The sequence below is a fragment of the Granulicella cerasi genome (assembly GCF_025685575.1).
In the GTDB taxonomy this organism is placed as follows: Bacteria; Acidobacteriota; Terriglobia; order Terriglobales; family Acidobacteriaceae; genus Granulicella; species Granulicella cerasi.
Genome location: NZ_JAGSYD010000004.1, coordinates 90,842 through 105,392, shown reverse-complemented (window position 1 = coordinate 105,392; position 14,551 = coordinate 90,842). Strand labels below are relative to the sequence as shown.

The following is a 14,551-nucleotide window of genomic DNA, read 5'->3' as shown; positions in this document are numbered from 1 at the left end:
CGCCGCGTTCAGCCAAAGTACGAGAGTACGCGGAATGCAGTCCGTCAGGACGAGGCTGCGACACCGAATCTCATGTACCCTGCGACTTCCAGGAGAGAGGTGACACCGGTACGCATTTGTACTGTCCGGTTGTCGTGGCGTCTCAGGGCTCGTCCCTCAGCCACTCTGCATGAAATCCGCCCACTCGCGTGGGTGAATGGATTAGTTATAGCACCACGTTGACGACACTGCAAACATCATGTGGAAAACGCTTTGCGAGCACGCTCGCCCAGAGCGAAGTGGCTAGCAGGACTAGCAGTTCCCCACCTGCGGCGTGTAGGACGCCATGATCGGGGTGGAGGCTTCCTTCAGCGCGGCCTCAATCAGGCGCTCCATACGAAGGATGCCGAGGAAGATGCCGCTCTCGTTCACGATCGCGATGGGGTTGAAGCGCTCCGCTTCGGTACGCGTCAGCGCGCGCGATAGGGCCACACCCGGTAAGCTGCGCGAGGAGACCCGCATCAGCGAACGCAGCGAGCGCACGCCGATCAGCGGATGACGCTCCACCAGCATCGTCGGACGTGCCCAGTTGTCGACCACCATGATGGTGCGGTCTTCATCGCTGCCAAGCATCTGCGTGTAAGCGTCCGTCTCCGACATCGCCATCGAGCAGTACTCCGCGTACGGGCCGACTCCGACATCCAGCGCATTCGAGGCGCTGAAAGCGCGCATCAACTCTGCCTGGCCTGTACCCAGTGCGGCCATGTGCGGCGTCGGTCGACCGAGGAAGTAACCCTGCCCCAGCGGAATTCCAAGGCGCACCATCTCACGCAGTTCGCCTTCGGTTTCGATGCCTTCAGCGACAACGCAGGAGTCGAGGCGTTCGGCCGTGTTGCCGAGCAGCTCGATCATCTGGCGCTTTGTCGGATCGAGATGGCAACCGTCCACGAAGAGGCGATCAAGCTTGATGAAGTCAGGACGCAGTTCCATCACGTGCTTCAGGCTCGCGTATCCAGCACCGGTATCGTCGATCGCGATCGTGCCGCCGAGAGCGCGGATGCGCTCGATCTGGCGACGCACCGCAGCGTAGTCGTCGATGATGTGTTCTTCGGTAATTTCGATGACCGTGCGCTCGAGCGTGCCCGAGTCATACACGACCTCGCCCCATTCCGGCGAGAGCATGAAGGTCGGACTCACGTTCAGCGTGAGGAAAGTTTCATCAGGAAGCTTGTCGCGCAGGCGAAGTGCATTCAGGGCAAGGCCGCGCTCAAGTTCAGGGCGGCGACCAATCTCTTCCGCCGCGCGCAGCACGCGGTCAGGAGACATGCCCACTTCTTTGGAGAAGCGCGCCAGCGCCTCATAACCAGTGATGACGCCGCGTTGCAGATCGACGATCGGCTGCGTATGTGTCTCTACGGTCCACTCACCGTAAAGCACTCTGTCGAGCACATTGTGAAAGGCCGCAGCCGATCCATCCGACCGTTGCGAAGCTATTCCGTTTCCAAGCATGCGCCCCTCACAAGACAGTGAAATCTCAGCGAATCACTGACACGGAAGGCGCCGAAGGTCTTATCAAGAATCACACTAAGATCTTCGAGCACGTTGCAAGTCAGTAACGTCTATAGCTCGAAGATACAAAGACATGCGTCGGGCAACGATGCCTCAAAGGGGGTAACCGTTCCACGATAGCGGGAGAAGTACGCATCTTTCGTGGAATAAGTTGTAGGACGTCGGTAACCAGAACTACACGTTTGACGCAGAGGAGGTAACCACCTCTTCTGCCGCCACGGTCGGAACTACCTTCTCGTTGCGGCGGCAGAGGAGCATGATGACCGCTCCGACCACTGCGCTCCCGAGCGCTGCTACCTGCGCATTCGACATTCCCATGTACAAACGCGGATTGATGCGCTCGAACTCCACCAGGAAGCGACCAATACCCGACAGTAACAAGTACTCGCCCGTCAGTAATCCCAACGACAGCGGGCGCGAGCCGCGCTTCCAAAGCCACCAGCCCAACACCACGGCGAAAAGAAACTCGTATACCGGCGTCGGCTGCACCAATGCGCTGGTCGGCACCAGCGCATCAGGACGCATGTGCACACCCCACGGCAGCGTCGTCGGCTTGCCGTAGTCGCCATCCCCCGAGGTCAGGCAGCCGATGCGGCCCACACCATAGCCGATCGCCGCCGCCGGAGCAGCGAGATCGAGCATGCGCCAAGCGGCTTTGCCGCCACGCAGACCGTTCGGGCGGCTCATCACGCCTTGTGCGATCAGCACGACGATTGATGCGAGCAGTCCGCCAAACCAGGCGAAGCCAGCCTGAAACCAGTGAAGTGTACCGAGCAGCTTGTTGCCGCCCGCGCGAATGATCTCCCCGCGCAACTCCGGTGCGATCATCGCGGGGTTCTGCAACTCGTGCCACGCCTTGGCGCCCAGAATGCCCGCGACAACCGCGATCGCCACGATATTCAACGCATCAGCGTTCACGCCGTTGCGAACGAAGTTGCGATGCAAAACCCAGGTTGCGCAGACGGCGGCGAGCCAAAGCAGCAGGCCAAACGTCCCCATCTGAAAAGAACCGATGTGGATGTACGGAAACATATCTCTCCGAGTATAGGGGCTTTGCGCCGCCATCCGTTCGCCCGGAACGATACCCACCGTCGCGTTTACCGAACGGTGATTCCGTTTCGGCCGCATTTTCCTCTGCCACGCGCCCTCGATTTCCGCTACATTGGCCTTTATGGCTACCGCTTTGCCCGAATACGTTCAGCCCGAAACCATGGACATTCTCTTCTCGAAGGAAGAGATTGCCGCCCGCGTCAAGTCGATTGGCGAACAGATCTCCGCCGAGTACGCAGGCGAGTCGATCGTTCTCATCGGCGTGCTGAAGGGCGCAGCGATGTTCCTCGCTGACCTTGCTCGTTCGATCACCGTCGACAACACCTTCGACTTCGTTGCTGTCTCCAGCTATGGCCGCGCGCGCGTCTCCTCCGGCGCCGTCAAGCTCATCAAGGACATCGACAACCCTATCGAAGGCAAGCACGTCATCATCGTCGAAGACATCCTCGACACCGGCCTCACGTTGAGCTTCCTGCGCCAGATGATGCTGCAGCACAAGCCGGCTTCGCTGAAGATCGCTACCTGCCTCGACAAGCCCGAGCGTCGTCTCGTGCCGATCGAAGCAGATTACGTCTGCTTCTCGATTCCGAACCGCTTCGTGATCGGCTACGGCATGGACTTCGCCGAGCGCTACCGCGGTGTCGCTGACATCCGCATCATGCCGGAGAATCCTCCGGGACACTAAGTTTTTGCAGCATCGAGGGCACGGCATCGCGCCGTGCTTTTTGCTTTGCAGTGCGACGGCTTCGGCATCTTCGCTGACCGCCTCGGCTTCTCCTGGATGATCGACCACGAACTCCCGGCACCGAAGCAGCTTGCATAAAACGGCATCGCATCGCGCTTTTGTTCGCGACGTCAGCTTGTGCATTATTTTCGCCTTGCGTTCGCTTGCGACTCGGCATCCAATAAAGCTTGATGCAGCAGCTGACCGTCCAACAAAAGCTTGAGATTCTTGCCGATGCGGCCAAGTATGACGCGTCGTGCGCCTCAAGCGGCGCCAAGCGCGCCAACAACGGCAAAGGCGTTGGACACACCGACGGCACAGGCATCTGCCACAGCTACACGCCCGACGGCCGCTGCGTTTCCCTGCTGAAGATCCTGCTTACGAACTTCTGTACCTACGACTGCGTCTTCTGCGTCAATCGCGTCTCCTCCGACATTCAGCGTGCACGCTTTACGCCCGAAGAGGTCGTGAATCTCACCCTCGATTTTTATAAGCGCAACTACATCGAGGGCCTCTTCCTCTCGTCGGGCATCATTCAGTCGCCCGACTACACGATGGAGCAGCTGATTCAGGTCGCGAAGCTGCTGCGCACGGTGCATCACTTCGGCGGATACATCCACTTGAAGACGATCCCCGGCGCCGACGAGCGGCTCGTCGCGCAAGCCGGCAAGTGGGCCGATCGACTCAGCGCAAACATCGAGCTGCCCACCCAGCAGGACCTCGTGCAGCTCGCGCCGGAGAAGAAATCGACCATCATCGAAGGCACGATGGGGCAGATTCTGGCGCATTCGGATGAAGCCAAAGAAGCGAGCATTCGCTCACATTTGCCGCGACACATGCTCCCGAAGTTCGCTCCTGCGGGACAGTCCACGCAGATGGTCGTCGGTGCCACCGCGACCACCGATCGCGAAATTATCCAGCGTGCCGGCGCGCTGTACGGCAACTACAAACTGCGGCGCATCTACTACACCGGGTTCTCGCCGTATCCTGAAGCGGATGCTCGACTACCGCTAAAGGCCGCGCCGCTGATGCGCGAACACCGCTTGTATCAAGCCGATTGGCTGATGCGCTACTACGGCTTTGCACCCGATGAGATCACCAGCGAGGCCAATCCCGAGCTCTCGCTCGAAGAAGATCCGAAGACGTCGTGGGCAAAAGCTCATCCCGAGTTTTTCCCTGTCGACGTGAACGTTGCCCCGCGCGAGTCGTTGCTACGCGTACCCGGTATCGGTTATCGCAATGTCGAACGAATCCTCAACATTCGCCGTTACCATCGACTCAGCATTGAAGATCTTCGCAAGCTCAACGTGCGTGTGAAGCATGTAGCCGCATGGATTACAGCAGCAGACCATCTTCCCACGTCGCCGCTCGTTTCTGCATCGCCGCTCCCCTCACCGACTGCGCAGCTCGACCTCTTCGCCGCGGCCAGCGCACTCTCGGGAGCGCTCTAGCGCCCGATGCATACGGTCCACGTTCCACCAGACTTCAACGCATGGCGGGAACTCGCGCGCACGGCGTTGCACGATGGCTTTCGCCCCGACGAGATCACATTCTGCGACAGCACAGAGCCACGGAGCCTATCCCTCCTGCCGGAAGCCGCCTCCCCGGGCGGTCCGCCGCACGTGAAGCCGCATGTCTCGACGGCGTTCCTCGAAGCCGCAAACTTCGCCGCAACGCATCGCGACCCGCAACGCTGGAACCTTCTCTATCGGCTGCTTTGGCGCTTGCAAGAAAATCGCAATCTGCTCCGCATCGAAGTGGACGACGACGTTGCCGCGCTTTTGCGTTTGCGCTCCCAAGTCGCACGCGATCTGCATAAGATGCACGCGTTCGTACGCTTTCGCAAGCTGGAGATCGATGGCGACGAACACTTCATCGCCTGGTATGAGCCCGCGCACCGCATCGTGCGTCTCGCAGCTCCGTTTTTCGCGGAGCGCTTCAGCGTCATGCATTGGACCATCCTGACGCCCGACGAAAGTGTGAGCTGGGATCCGCACACGAAGCAGCTCACCTTCGGCCCGGGCGCAGACCGCACTCAGGCACCCGAGCAGGACGAACTCGAAACGCTCTGGAAGTGTTACTACGCATCTATTTTCAACCCGGCGCGCATCAATCCATCAGCGATGCGCAGCGAAATGCCCATGCGCTACTGGCAGAACCTACCCGAAGTGGAGATCCTGCCGCAACTCATGCGAGGAGCCGAGCAGCGCGTGGCAACGATGGTGAGACGACAGCAATCAAAGCCCACGGCAGCTCCTTACGTGCCAGAGCTCCACACCCTGACCGTCTTGCGTGAAGCGCTACCCTCCTGCAAGGGGTGCGAGCTTTACGAGCACGCAACGCAGGTCGTTCCAGGTGTTGGCGCAGCTCATGCAAAGCTGATGCTCGTCGGCGAGCAGCCCGGCGACAAGGAGGATCTCGAGGGCGCGCCCTTCGTCGGGCCTGCCGGTTCCCTCCTGCGCGGCGTGATGGAAGAGCTCGGCATCGCGCCAGAGTCGGTCTACATGACGAACGCGGTGAAGCACTTCAAGTTCGTGCAGCGCGGCAAGCTGCGGCTTCACCAGAACCCGCGCCTGCAGGAGATCAACGCTTGCCGCCCCTGGCTCGCAGCGGAACTCGACGCGGTGAAGCCGCAGGTGATCCTCTGCCTCGGCGCCTCAGCAGCAAAGAGCTTGCTCGGCAGCACCTTCGCCCTCATGAAGGACCGCGGGTCCGTGCAGGAGAGCGCGTTTGGCAAGCAAATCATTGCCACACTGCATCCTTCGGCGGTGCTTAGAGCGCGAGACGATGCGTCCCGCGAGCAGATGCGCGGCCTCCTGAAGCGCGACCTGCAATTCGCTTCGGAACTCGCCTCCGGCAAGCACCGATAAGCTCGCGATAAAATGGTGGCGATGTCTTCCTCTACAGAATCTCTCACGAAAGTCATTTCGCCCGCGCGCACGTTGCGTGGTTCGCTCGTGCTGCCCGGCGACAAGTCGATCTCGCACCGCTACGCCTTGCTCGCGGGTCTCGCGGAAGGCACGTCGAAGTTCTCAAACTTCTCAACCGGCGCAGATCCGCACAGCTCATTGAAGTGCATGGCGTCGCTGGGCGCAACCGTTTCCGTGCACAAGAACGAAGTAGAAGTCACCGGCATGGCTGGCGAGTTCCTCGTGCCGCGCCAACCGCTCGACTGCGGTAATTCCGGCTCGACCATGCGTATGCTGGCCGGTCTCGTCGCCTCCCAACCGGGCGACTTCACCTTCGTTGGCGACGAATCGCTCACGGTGCGTCCGATGGAGCGCATCCGCAAACCGCTCGAACAGATGGGCGCGAAGGTAACGCTGACCGAAGGCCACGCGCCGATGACCGTGCACGGCGCGAAGCTCAAGGCGCTCAGCTTTGAAGCTCCTATCGCGAGCGCACAGGTGAAGACCGCAGTGCTCTTCGCGGGTCTCCGCGCGGAGGGAACAACGTCTGTTGTGGAATCCGTACGCACGCGCGATCACTCCGAGCACGCGCTGCGTGCCTTCGGCGCAGAGCTGAAGCGCGACGGCGATCGCCTCTACATTGCTGGAGGCCAGAAGCTCAAGGCCATCGAAGCCACCGTTCCCGGCGACCTCTCGTCGGCAACGTTCTTCTTGTGCGCCGCACTGCTCTTTGAAGACTCGAACCTCGTTCTCGACGCCGTCGGCCTGAACCCGACGCGCGCTACGCTGCTCGATGTCATCTCCGGCATGGGCGGCCTCGTGAAGGTGCTCGACGTGCAGGAGCAGCACGGTGAGATGGTCGGCACCATCCAGGTGAACCGCCAGAAGGCCCTGCGTGGATTCGACATCACGGGCGCGTTGACCGCATCGCTGATCGATGAGATTCCTGCGCTTGCTGCAATCGCACCTTACACCGAGAACGGCATGAAGATTCGCGATGCCAAGGAACTCCGCGTAAAGGAATCTGACCGCATCGCGCTTGTGGTCAAGAACCTGCGCGCCATGGGCGCCGAGGTCGTCGAGCACGAAGACGGCATGGACATCCCCGGGGGCCAAAAGCTCAGCGGCGGCGTCATCGACAGCGGCCTCGATCACCGCATCGCAATGGCGTTCTCCATCGCTGCTCTGCGCGCTGAAGGTGAAACGACGATCCACGGTGCGGAAGCCGCAGCCGTCTCGTTCCCGGAGTTCTTCGACTACCTCGACGAACTCGCGATTCGCTAACGCACATACGTACGCAAGAAGGCCCGCCATCTCGGCGGGCCTTCTTCTTGTTCTTCACGACGACTACATCTTGTAGTCGCCGAGATCATCGTCGTTGAGTTCTTCGAGCCACTGCTTCACATCTTCAGGGGTGCGCGCGCCCAGCGCCTGCGTGGCCGCTTCGCGAGCATGCTCCAGCACGGACTTGCTGACGTAGATCGGACAATCCGCACGCAGAGCCAGCGCGATGGCATCCGAAGGACGCGCATCCAGCGCCACCGGTTCACCTTCCTGCGATACCCACACGGTCGCGTAGAACGTGTCTTCGCGCAGCGCGGCCACAACGACGCGCGTCACCTGTCCGTTCATCGCCTGCACGAGGTTGCGCATCAGGTCATGCGTCATCGGGCGCGGCATCGAGGCCTTCTCTATTTCAATCGCAATCGCATTCGCCTCGAGCAGTCCCACCCAGATCGGCAGCACCACCTCGCCGTCGAGATCATTGAGCACGACGATCGGCATCTTCGTGGATGGGTCCATCATCAGCCCACGCACCTTCACTTCCACCTCAGGATCAGCGGTGGTCGCGGGATCGGGCTCGTATTTGAAGCCAGGCAATTGCATGAACCGAGTGTACCTCGCGGTTTAGCTGAGGACGACGACGCGCGCGTTCAAAGCCTGCTGTGCAAGCAGCGCGGCCGAAGGAGCGATCGCTTCCGAAACCGCTTCTCCCACGAGCGAACTCGGGAAGACCTGCGTGATCTTTACATCGACATAGCTGCCTACCGTCGGAGTAGTCTCGCAGGTGAAGTTCACGGTCTTGTTCTGCATCGATCGACCGAGCACCTGTCCACGCGAGTTGCGTCCGCCCTCCACCATCACACGATCTACCTGATTCAGATGACGCGCATAGTGCTCGCGCTGAATCTCGCGCTGACGCGTGTTGAGGATCGCCAGGCGTTCCGCCTTCACCTCTTCTGAGATCGAGTCGTGCATGTGGATCGCCGGCGTGTTCGGACGCGGCGAATACTTGAAACCGAAGATGCTGTCGTACTTCACAGCCTCCAGCAGCGTGATCGTATCTTCGAAGTCCTGATCGGTCTCGCCCGGGAAACCGACGATGATGTCCGAGGTCAACGAGATATCTCGCTTCGCTGCATGTGTCCATGCAATGCGCTCGAGATACCACTCGCGCGTGTATTCGCGCTGCATCGCGCGCAGTACGTTCGTCGAACCTGATTGCACCGGCAGATGGACGTGATTGCAGAGCGTCGGAGTCGCGTCGATCGCATCGACGATGTCCTTCGTGAAGTCGCGCGGATGAGAGGTCGTAAAGCGTACGCGCTCGATGCCGTTGATCTCACCCACAGCAACCATCAGCTCCGCAAATGACCGCTTGCCCGACGGGTCGCGATAGCTGTTCACGTTCTGGCCAAGCAGTTGAATCTCGGTGTAACCGAGGCCTGCAATACGCTGCGCTTCGGCGAGCACAGAGGCCGAGGTGCGCGAGCGCTCCTTGCCGCGCGTGTACGGCACCACGCAGTACGCGCAAAACTTATCGCATCCTTCGATGATCGTGATGTACCCACGGTGCGGGTTCGAGCGCGAGGTGAAGTCTGTGTCGAAAGTCTCTTCCGTCTCGCGATCATCGAGTCCCGTGATGCGAGTCTCGCCAGCTTCGAGCCGTGCCAGCATGTCCGGCAGATTGCGATACGAAGCCGAGCCTGCGACCAGCGAAACATAAGGCGCGCGCTCGAAGATCTTCTGCCCTTCCTGCTGGGCCACGCAGCCGATTACGGCAAACTTCTTGCCTTCACCCTGCATGCGCTTGTATTCGTTCAAACGATGGAAGACCTTCTGCTCTGCCTTATCGCGGATCGAGCAGGTGTTGTACAAGATCAGTCCGGCCTCAGCCTCATCGACGACCTGCGTGTAGCCTTCGTGCACCAGCGTGCCCACGACTTTTTCTGAGTCGTGAGCATTCATCTGACAACCGAAGGTCTCAATGTAAAACGTCTTCATCGTGTCCCTAACTTCCGCGGCGGCGCCTCAGCGTCTATCGCCCTGGATACAGCATGTCCTTGATCGCGCGACGGCGCGCTTCATCCGCTTCGCGCTTGCCTTCAAACGAAGCCGCACCGGCTACCGCGCCGCGATCATCTTCCTCGGGCTCATTGCACTGAACGCAACGATTCGCATATCCGGCGTGGTTCGGACGCAGTTCAAACTCTTCTTCGCAGACGACGCAGATACGCTTTGGAAAGCCCATGACAAGGCTATTTTACCGCGTCGGCCAGGCTTTCTGCTGTACTTCGCACACGCCGTGTTTCGGCAGCTGAGGCAACTCACTGCCCCGAAACCACACGGTGCACCGGCAAGCGGATGACGCAACAGGCGCCGACGGACACGTCTGGATCAAAAAAGATCTCGCCGCCAGAGCGCTGGATCACCAGCTGCGCGATCGAGAGACCCAACCCGGCCCCGCTGTTTGGCGCAGTCTGCCCTGCCGGGCTCGTGTAAAACCGGCCGAAGATCGATTCCAGCTCAGAACGCTCAATCCCCGGCCCCTGGTCCTGCACGGTCAGCTGTACCTGACCCTCCGCAACGGAATGTGTGAACGTGATCGTGGAGTCATTCGGAGAGAACTTGATCGCGTTGTGCACCACGTTCATCACAGCGCTTCGGATCAAGCCACGGTCGCCGCTGAGAACGATGCCACTGGCAGCATGAATGTTCGAACTGAGCCGGATGCGGCGCTCTTCCGCAAGCACTCCAAGCACTTCTGTAACCTCGCCCAGCACCTCGACCAGCGAGTAGTTGTCGGGACCGATCGACCTCGCCGCCTCCGCTCTCGCGAGCAGGAGCAGGCCCTCGATCGTGTCCTCCAGACGCGCCGTCTCTTCGAGAATGCTCGCGAGCGCGTCCTTATCGCGCTCGCCCGTCTCCTGCTCACGTAGCGCAATCTCACCGACAGCGCGGATCGCCGCCATTGGCGCACGGAGTTCATGCGCAGCGTCGCCCGTAAAGCTGTGGAGTTGCTGAAATGCCTGCTCGAGACGGTCCAGCAGATCATTGAAGACCGCCGCCATGTGGCCTAGCTCGTCGTCAGGATTCTCAATGAGCAAGCGTTCATTCAAGTTACGCGCGGTGATCTGCTTGGCCGTAGACGCCATCTCCTCGAGCGGCTTGAGGGCCTGCCGCGCGATCTGGTATCCCGCGAATCCCGCAAAGACCAGCGCTATGGGGATCGCGATGAGCAGTATCTCGAGAAACTGCGTCATCCGCATTCGGAACGGAGCAAGGCTGTATCCCAGCCGAATCAAAACGACGCGGCCCTGCATCGTGTGCAGGTGGCTCACGAGCGAGACATGCGTGCCATCGGACAATCGTACGACTCGTTGATCGAAGCGATCATCGCCTTCATTCGGCAGCGAAGGCCCACCGAGCGACTCGCCCGCAAGGTTCGGTGTACGGTACAGCACAACGCCGGAAAGATCGTGCACCTCCATCAGGCGATCGATCAGCAGATGCGATTGTGGATGGCTGAAGTAATCCTGCTGCAGCTTGAGCGCGCCAGCGTCGTCGAAGTACAGCAGGCCTTCGACGGTGACGAGGTCCTGCACTTCATCATGAAAGATCTGGTTGCGAATGAACCTGTACTGAAACGCAAAGACGAGCACCACATACACCGCAAGGATCATCGCGAGTACCGCGATGTACCAGACAGTGAGGCGACTACGAATTTGCTTTACGAGGCACCAGTTCATCCTTCAGGCTCCCGCAAACTAAAGCCAAGACCGCGCACCGTATGGATGAGCTTCACAGAAAACGAGTCGTCTACCTTCTTGCGAAGCCGATTGATCTGCACATCGATCACATTATCCAGTGGCGTGTATCGAGAACTCTCTTTCCACACATCTCTGGCGAGCATCTCGCGCGAAACCGTGCGTCCACCGTTCTCTGCGAGATAGAGCAGCAAGTCGAACTCTCTCGCCGAGAGTTCGATCGTCTTCCCGGCACGCGAGGCCGCGCGCGTCTTCGTGTTCAAGCTGAGATCGCCGACCGTGACGCTTTCGGAAGTCGCTTGCGGCAGAATGCGCCGCAGCAACGCATCAATGCGCGCCAGAAGCTCCGGAAATGAAAACGGCTTCCCGAGATAGTCATCGGCGCCGGTGCGCAAACCATGCACACGATCTTCGACGCTGTTGTGCGAGGTGAGCATAAGGACGCGGACGTCTATCCTGTCCTCGCGAATCTGACGCAGAAGATCGAAACCATCTCTGCGCGGCAAGGTGACATCGAGCACGAGCAGGTCGGTCTTTTGCTGATGAAGCTGGTAAAAGCCTTCCTCGGCAGACGAAGCCCAGGTCACCTGATGCCCGTCGGATTCAATCCCCGCAACGAGGGCCGAAGCGAGCTTGCTGTCGTCCTCCACCACGAGAATGTGTGACCGCTGGGATGCGTTGAGCACGCGATATCTCCTCTCAAGATGATAGGCATTCGGCGCTGCCGTTCCATGGCGACGGCCACATTTGTAAGGAAAATGTAAGGATTTTGTAAGGCCGGATGATGGTTCACTGCTCCCTATGACAGGAGGAGAAAGTGCCATGGCTTTTCTTCGTATTCTTCCGCTGGTGTTGGTGGCAGCGAGCGCGCCCTCGGCACAAGGCCACGCAATGACGGGCACTGCGGCACAGCTTCCCGCCCACGCGACCTTGCCCATCACCTTCACCAGAACGGTAAGCGCAGCTCATTCTCAGCCGGGCGATAGTGTAGTTGCGCGAACGACACAGGCGGTCCGGCTGTCCGATGGTCGAGTTATTCCTGCAGGCTCCATCGTCAGCGGTCATGTACTTGCCGCGAAGGCGTTCGTCTACGACAAGACGCCCTACGCAAAGCAGGCTTCCGGTCTTCTTGCTATCCAATTCGATTCGCTCACAGCTCAGGGCCAGACGATCCCGCTGCACGTAACGCTTCGCGCGATGGCGGACCCTGTTACGAGCACGCACTCCTACGATCCGCCGCCTTCGGACATGGACTCGCTAGGAACGCGCACGCAGATCGGTGGCGATCAAGTTGTGCCGTCTCAAGATGAGATTCGCGATCGCAACGGCGACGTCGTTGGCTACCACAAAAAAGATGGCGCCTACGCGCACCTTCTCTCCAACAGTCGTGGCTCCATTACCTGCTCTGCCGGAGATACCGAGCAGCCAGTGTCGCAGTTCTCGGCCTCTGCGTGTGGCCTCTATGGCTTCGGCGGTGTCTCGTTGACGGCCCCTGACGCCACGCACATCGCGCTGGCCTCTACTCACGGCACGCCTGAGATCTGGAAGCACAGCATAGCTCTCCTCGAGTCTCTGCCGACAGACTCCAGCAAATAAGTCACTTCACGGAGATATACATGCTGCCCATCGGACCTGCGATGAAGGTCACCATCTATCTGAATCAGGACACGAGCTCAAAGCGTGGCTTTCTTCGCGACGAGATCCTGTCTTTCCTCCGCGAGAAGGGCGTCGGCGTGGGTGGCGCGACAGTGCTCCATCCGTACGCTGGCTTCGGCTCTCACGGACGCTTGCACAAATCAGACGAAGGAGATGTTGAAGGCCTACATCTCCCCGTCATGATCTGCTTCATCGAGACAATGGAGAAGACGCAATCCATCCTGCCAATTCTGCAGGAGATGGTGACCGATGGACTGATCGAGGCGCATCCCACGGAAGTGCTCAAGAGCGCCAAACAAGAGGAGAAGGTCATCTCCTAATGGCATCGTTACGAACTCTCGCACTCGCCTGCACGCTACTCACGACGCCTTGCCTGATTGCGCAATCGACAACGCCACTCACCCTGCCTCAAGCAGAGGCCATCGCGCTCACGAACCAGCCTCGTCTGCTCGCAGCGCAACAGCGCAGTCTAGCGGCGGCAGCACGTGTACGCGAAGCCCGCTCGGCCTACCTTCCCACGCTCGCCTTCAATGCCACGGGAGTCCGAGTCGCTGACACGGCCACCTCCACCGCCGCGGGAGCGTTGACTACATCGGCGATCTCCGACCGCTTCGCGTACGGTGGCCAGTTGAGCCAGCTTGTCACGGACTTCGGTCGAACCAGCGCTCTCGTGGGTAGCAGCCGCTCTAACGCGCAGGCACAGAACTCGCTCGCTACGCTCACCAAAGCCCAGGTTCGTCTGAATGTTCGTGACGCGTACTTCGAAGTGCTCGGCGCAGAGGCCGTGTTGCGAGCTGCTCAGGCGGCGCAATCGAACCGTCATCTCGTCGCGAAGCAGTTGAACGCGCTCGCCGAAAACGAGTTGCGGTCTACTGTCGACGTCAACTTCGCAGAGGTGCTTGCGAGCGAGGCCGATCTTGCAGTCGTCAAGGCACAGAGCGTTGTGGCGCAGCAGCGCGCACACCTAACCACGGCTATGGGAGCTTCGCAAACGATCAGCGCGCCACTTACAGATCCGTCCGCACCGGAGGCTCTACCACCGGATCCGGATGGCCTGCAGGCAAACGCGCAGACCCAGCGCGCAGACCTCAGTGCTGCAGAAGCACAACAACACGCAGCGCAACAGTTCGCGAAAGCCGAGAAGCGGCTGAGCTATCCGACACTGAGCATCGGCGCGGCGGGCGGTCAGGTCCCGTATCACGATCACACGCTGCAGGACAGCTACGCCGCCGCGGGTTTCAACCTCAACATTCCGATCTTCAACGGCGGCTTATACGCTGCACGTCGCACGGCGGCGCAATCTGAAGCGAACGCCCGCTCCAACGATGTGCGTGAGTTGCACCTGGAGGTGACCGAGCAGGTGCGCAGCAGTTGGCAGCGCGCCAACGAAGCCTTCCAGAGTCTCGCCGTTACCGCACACCTCGTTGCGCAAACGAAGGAAGCGTTGCGACTCGCACAGGCCAGATACGACGCAGGCCTCGGCAGCATCGTGGAACTGAACGAAGCACAGGTCAACGAGACCTCTGCAGAGATCTCAGCCGCAGACGCGAATTACACCTACCTCTCACGTCGCGCGGAACTCGACTTCGCGGCTGGACTTCTGAATTGAAAGGACC

14 protein-coding genes and 1 riboswitch are annotated in these 14,551 nt (G+C 60.2%); of the genes, 7 read left to right on the top strand and 7 right to left on the bottom strand.

Translation table 11 applies throughout. The features are described 5' to 3' along the window. Window positions 1-67 precede the first annotated feature (67 nt). A riboswitch (SAM riboswitch) is annotated at window positions 68-176 on the bottom strand. Between the two features lie 115 nt (window positions 177-291). Then, on the bottom strand, window positions 292-1,488 hold the full coding sequence (locus OHL11_RS14025) for an EAL domain-containing protein (protein ID WP_263372154.1): 1,197 nt from the start codon (window positions 1,486-1,488) through the stop codon (window positions 292-294). A gap of 234 nt (window positions 1,489-1,722) precedes the next feature. Next, complete coding sequence (locus tag OHL11_RS14020; protein ID WP_263372153.1) at window positions 1,723-2,580, bottom strand: prolipoprotein diacylglyceryl transferase; 858 nt, start codon at window positions 2,578-2,580, stop codon at window positions 1,723-1,725. Window positions 2,581-2,719: 139 nt separating this feature from the next. Between OHL11_RS14020 and hpt the strand changes: the two genes are divergently transcribed. The 4 genes from hpt to aroA all read left to right on the top strand — a co-directional run bounded on the left by hpt (window position 2,720) and on the right by aroA (window position 7,515). Further along, window positions 2,720-3,283, top strand: a complete 564-nt coding sequence (hpt, locus tag OHL11_RS14015) for a hypoxanthine phosphoribosyltransferase (RefSeq protein ID WP_263372152.1) — start codon at window positions 2,720-2,722, stop codon at window positions 3,281-3,283. 230 nt (window positions 3,284-3,513) lie between these two features. Next, window positions 3,514-4,773 (top strand): putative DNA modification/repair radical SAM protein, encoded by a 1,260-nt coding sequence (locus OHL11_RS14010; protein ID WP_263372151.1) that lies wholly within the window; start codon window positions 3,514-3,516, stop codon window positions 4,771-4,773. A gap of 6 nt (window positions 4,774-4,779) precedes the next feature. Then, complete coding sequence (locus OHL11_RS14005; RefSeq protein ID WP_263372150.1) at window positions 4,780-6,192, top strand: UdgX family uracil-DNA binding protein; 1,413 nt, start codon at window positions 4,780-4,782, stop codon at window positions 6,190-6,192. Window positions 6,193-6,213: 21 nt separating this feature from the next. Next, window positions 6,214-7,515, top strand: coding sequence for a 3-phosphoshikimate 1-carboxyvinyltransferase (gene aroA, locus OHL11_RS14000; RefSeq protein ID WP_263372149.1), 1,302 nt, complete (start codon window positions 6,214-6,216; stop codon window positions 7,513-7,515). 63 nt (window positions 7,516-7,578) lie between these two features. On the opposite strand, the gene OHL11_RS13995 is transcribed toward aroA, so the two are convergent. From OHL11_RS13995 to OHL11_RS13975, 5 genes are all read right to left on the bottom strand, one after another. Next, on the bottom strand, window positions 7,579-8,118 hold the full coding sequence (locus OHL11_RS13995; RefSeq protein ID WP_263372148.1) for a bifunctional nuclease family protein: 540 nt from the start codon (window positions 8,116-8,118) through the stop codon (window positions 7,579-7,581). A 21-nt stretch (window positions 8,119-8,139) separates the two neighbouring features. Next, window positions 8,140-9,516, bottom strand: a complete 1,377-nt coding sequence (gene miaB / locus OHL11_RS13990; protein WP_263372147.1) for a tRNA (N6-isopentenyl adenosine(37)-C2)-methylthiotransferase MiaB — start codon at window positions 9,514-9,516, stop codon at window positions 8,140-8,142. A gap of 34 nt (window positions 9,517-9,550) precedes the next feature. Beyond that, complete coding sequence (locus OHL11_RS13985; protein WP_263372146.1) at window positions 9,551-9,763, bottom strand: hypothetical protein; 213 nt, start codon at window positions 9,761-9,763, stop codon at window positions 9,551-9,553. A 76-nt stretch (window positions 9,764-9,839) separates the two neighbouring features. After that, the gene (locus OHL11_RS13980; RefSeq protein WP_263372145.1) at window positions 9,840-11,261 is read right to left on the bottom strand and encodes a HAMP domain-containing histidine kinase; all 1,422 of its coding nucleotides are present in this window, start codon (window positions 11,259-11,261) and stop codon (window positions 9,840-9,842) included. Continuing rightward, entirely contained in the window at window positions 11,258-11,965 is a 708-nt protein-coding gene (locus tag OHL11_RS13975) for a response regulator transcription factor (RefSeq protein ID WP_263372144.1), read from the bottom strand. Before OHL11_RS13975 ends, OHL11_RS13980 begins: the two co-directional genes overlap by 4 nt. A 136-nt stretch (window positions 11,966-12,101) precedes the next feature. On the opposite strand from OHL11_RS13975, the gene OHL11_RS13970 reads away from it, so the two are divergent. Genes OHL11_RS13970 through OHL11_RS13960 form a run of 3 tightly spaced genes read left to right on the top strand, consistent with a single transcriptional unit; the run spans window position 12,102 to window position 14,544 of the window. After that, window positions 12,102-12,875: a hypothetical protein gene (locus tag OHL11_RS13970; RefSeq protein WP_263372143.1), complete on the top strand. Its 774-nt coding sequence runs from the start codon at window positions 12,102-12,104 to the stop codon at window positions 12,873-12,875. A gap of 20 nt (window positions 12,876-12,895) precedes the next feature. After that, window positions 12,896-13,255: a DUF190 domain-containing protein gene (locus OHL11_RS13965; RefSeq protein WP_263372142.1), complete on the top strand. Its 360-nt coding sequence runs from the start codon at window positions 12,896-12,898 to the stop codon at window positions 13,253-13,255. After that, entirely contained in the window at window positions 13,255-14,544 is a 1,290-nt protein-coding gene (locus OHL11_RS13960; protein ID WP_263372141.1) for a TolC family protein, read from the top strand. The genes OHL11_RS13965 and OHL11_RS13960 overlap by 1 nt, the downstream gene beginning before the upstream one ends. Window positions 14,545-14,551: the final 7 nt, after the last annotated feature.

What these genes read in the sequence shown, in the direction of transcription:
- OHL11_RS14025 (WP_263372154.1), bottom strand. Translation starts at nt 1,488, where the DNA reads ATGCTTGGAAACGGAATAGCTTCGCAACGGTCGGATGGATCGGCTGCG.
- OHL11_RS14020 (WP_263372153.1), bottom strand. Translation starts at nt 2,580, where the DNA reads ATGTTTCCGTACATCCACATCGGTTCTTTTCAGATGGGGACGTTTGGC.
- hpt (WP_263372152.1), top strand. Translation starts at nt 2,720, where the DNA reads ATGGCTACCGCTTTGCCCGAATACGTTCAGCCCGAAACCATGGACATT.
- OHL11_RS14010 (WP_263372151.1), top strand. Translation starts at nt 3,514, where the DNA reads ATGCAGCAGCTGACCGTCCAACAAAAGCTTGAGATTCTTGCCGATGCG.
- OHL11_RS14005 (WP_263372150.1), top strand. Translation starts at nt 4,780, where the DNA reads ATGCATACGGTCCACGTTCCACCAGACTTCAACGCATGGCGGGAACTC.
- aroA (WP_263372149.1), top strand. Translation starts at nt 6,214, where the DNA reads ATGTCTTCCTCTACAGAATCTCTCACGAAAGTCATTTCGCCCGCGCGC.
- OHL11_RS13995 (WP_263372148.1), bottom strand. Translation starts at nt 8,118, where the DNA reads ATGCAATTGCCTGGCTTCAAATACGAGCCCGATCCCGCGACCACCGCT.
- miaB (WP_263372147.1), bottom strand. Translation starts at nt 9,516, where the DNA reads ATGAAGACGTTTTACATTGAGACCTTCGGTTGTCAGATGAATGCTCAC.
- OHL11_RS13985 (WP_263372146.1), bottom strand. Translation starts at nt 9,763, where the DNA reads ATGGGCTTTCCAAAGCGTATCTGCGTCGTCTGCGAAGAAGAGTTTGAA.
- OHL11_RS13980 (WP_263372145.1), bottom strand. Translation starts at nt 11,261, where the DNA reads ATGAACTGGTGCCTCGTAAAGCAAATTCGTAGTCGCCTCACTGTCTGG.
- OHL11_RS13970 (WP_263372143.1), top strand. Translation starts at nt 12,102, where the DNA reads ATGGCTTTTCTTCGTATTCTTCCGCTGGTGTTGGTGGCAGCGAGCGCG.
- OHL11_RS13965 (WP_263372142.1), top strand. Translation starts at nt 12,896, where the DNA reads ATGCTGCCCATCGGACCTGCGATGAAGGTCACCATCTATCTGAATCAG.
- OHL11_RS13960 (WP_263372141.1), top strand. Translation starts at nt 13,255, where the DNA reads ATGGCATCGTTACGAACTCTCGCACTCGCCTGCACGCTACTCACGACG.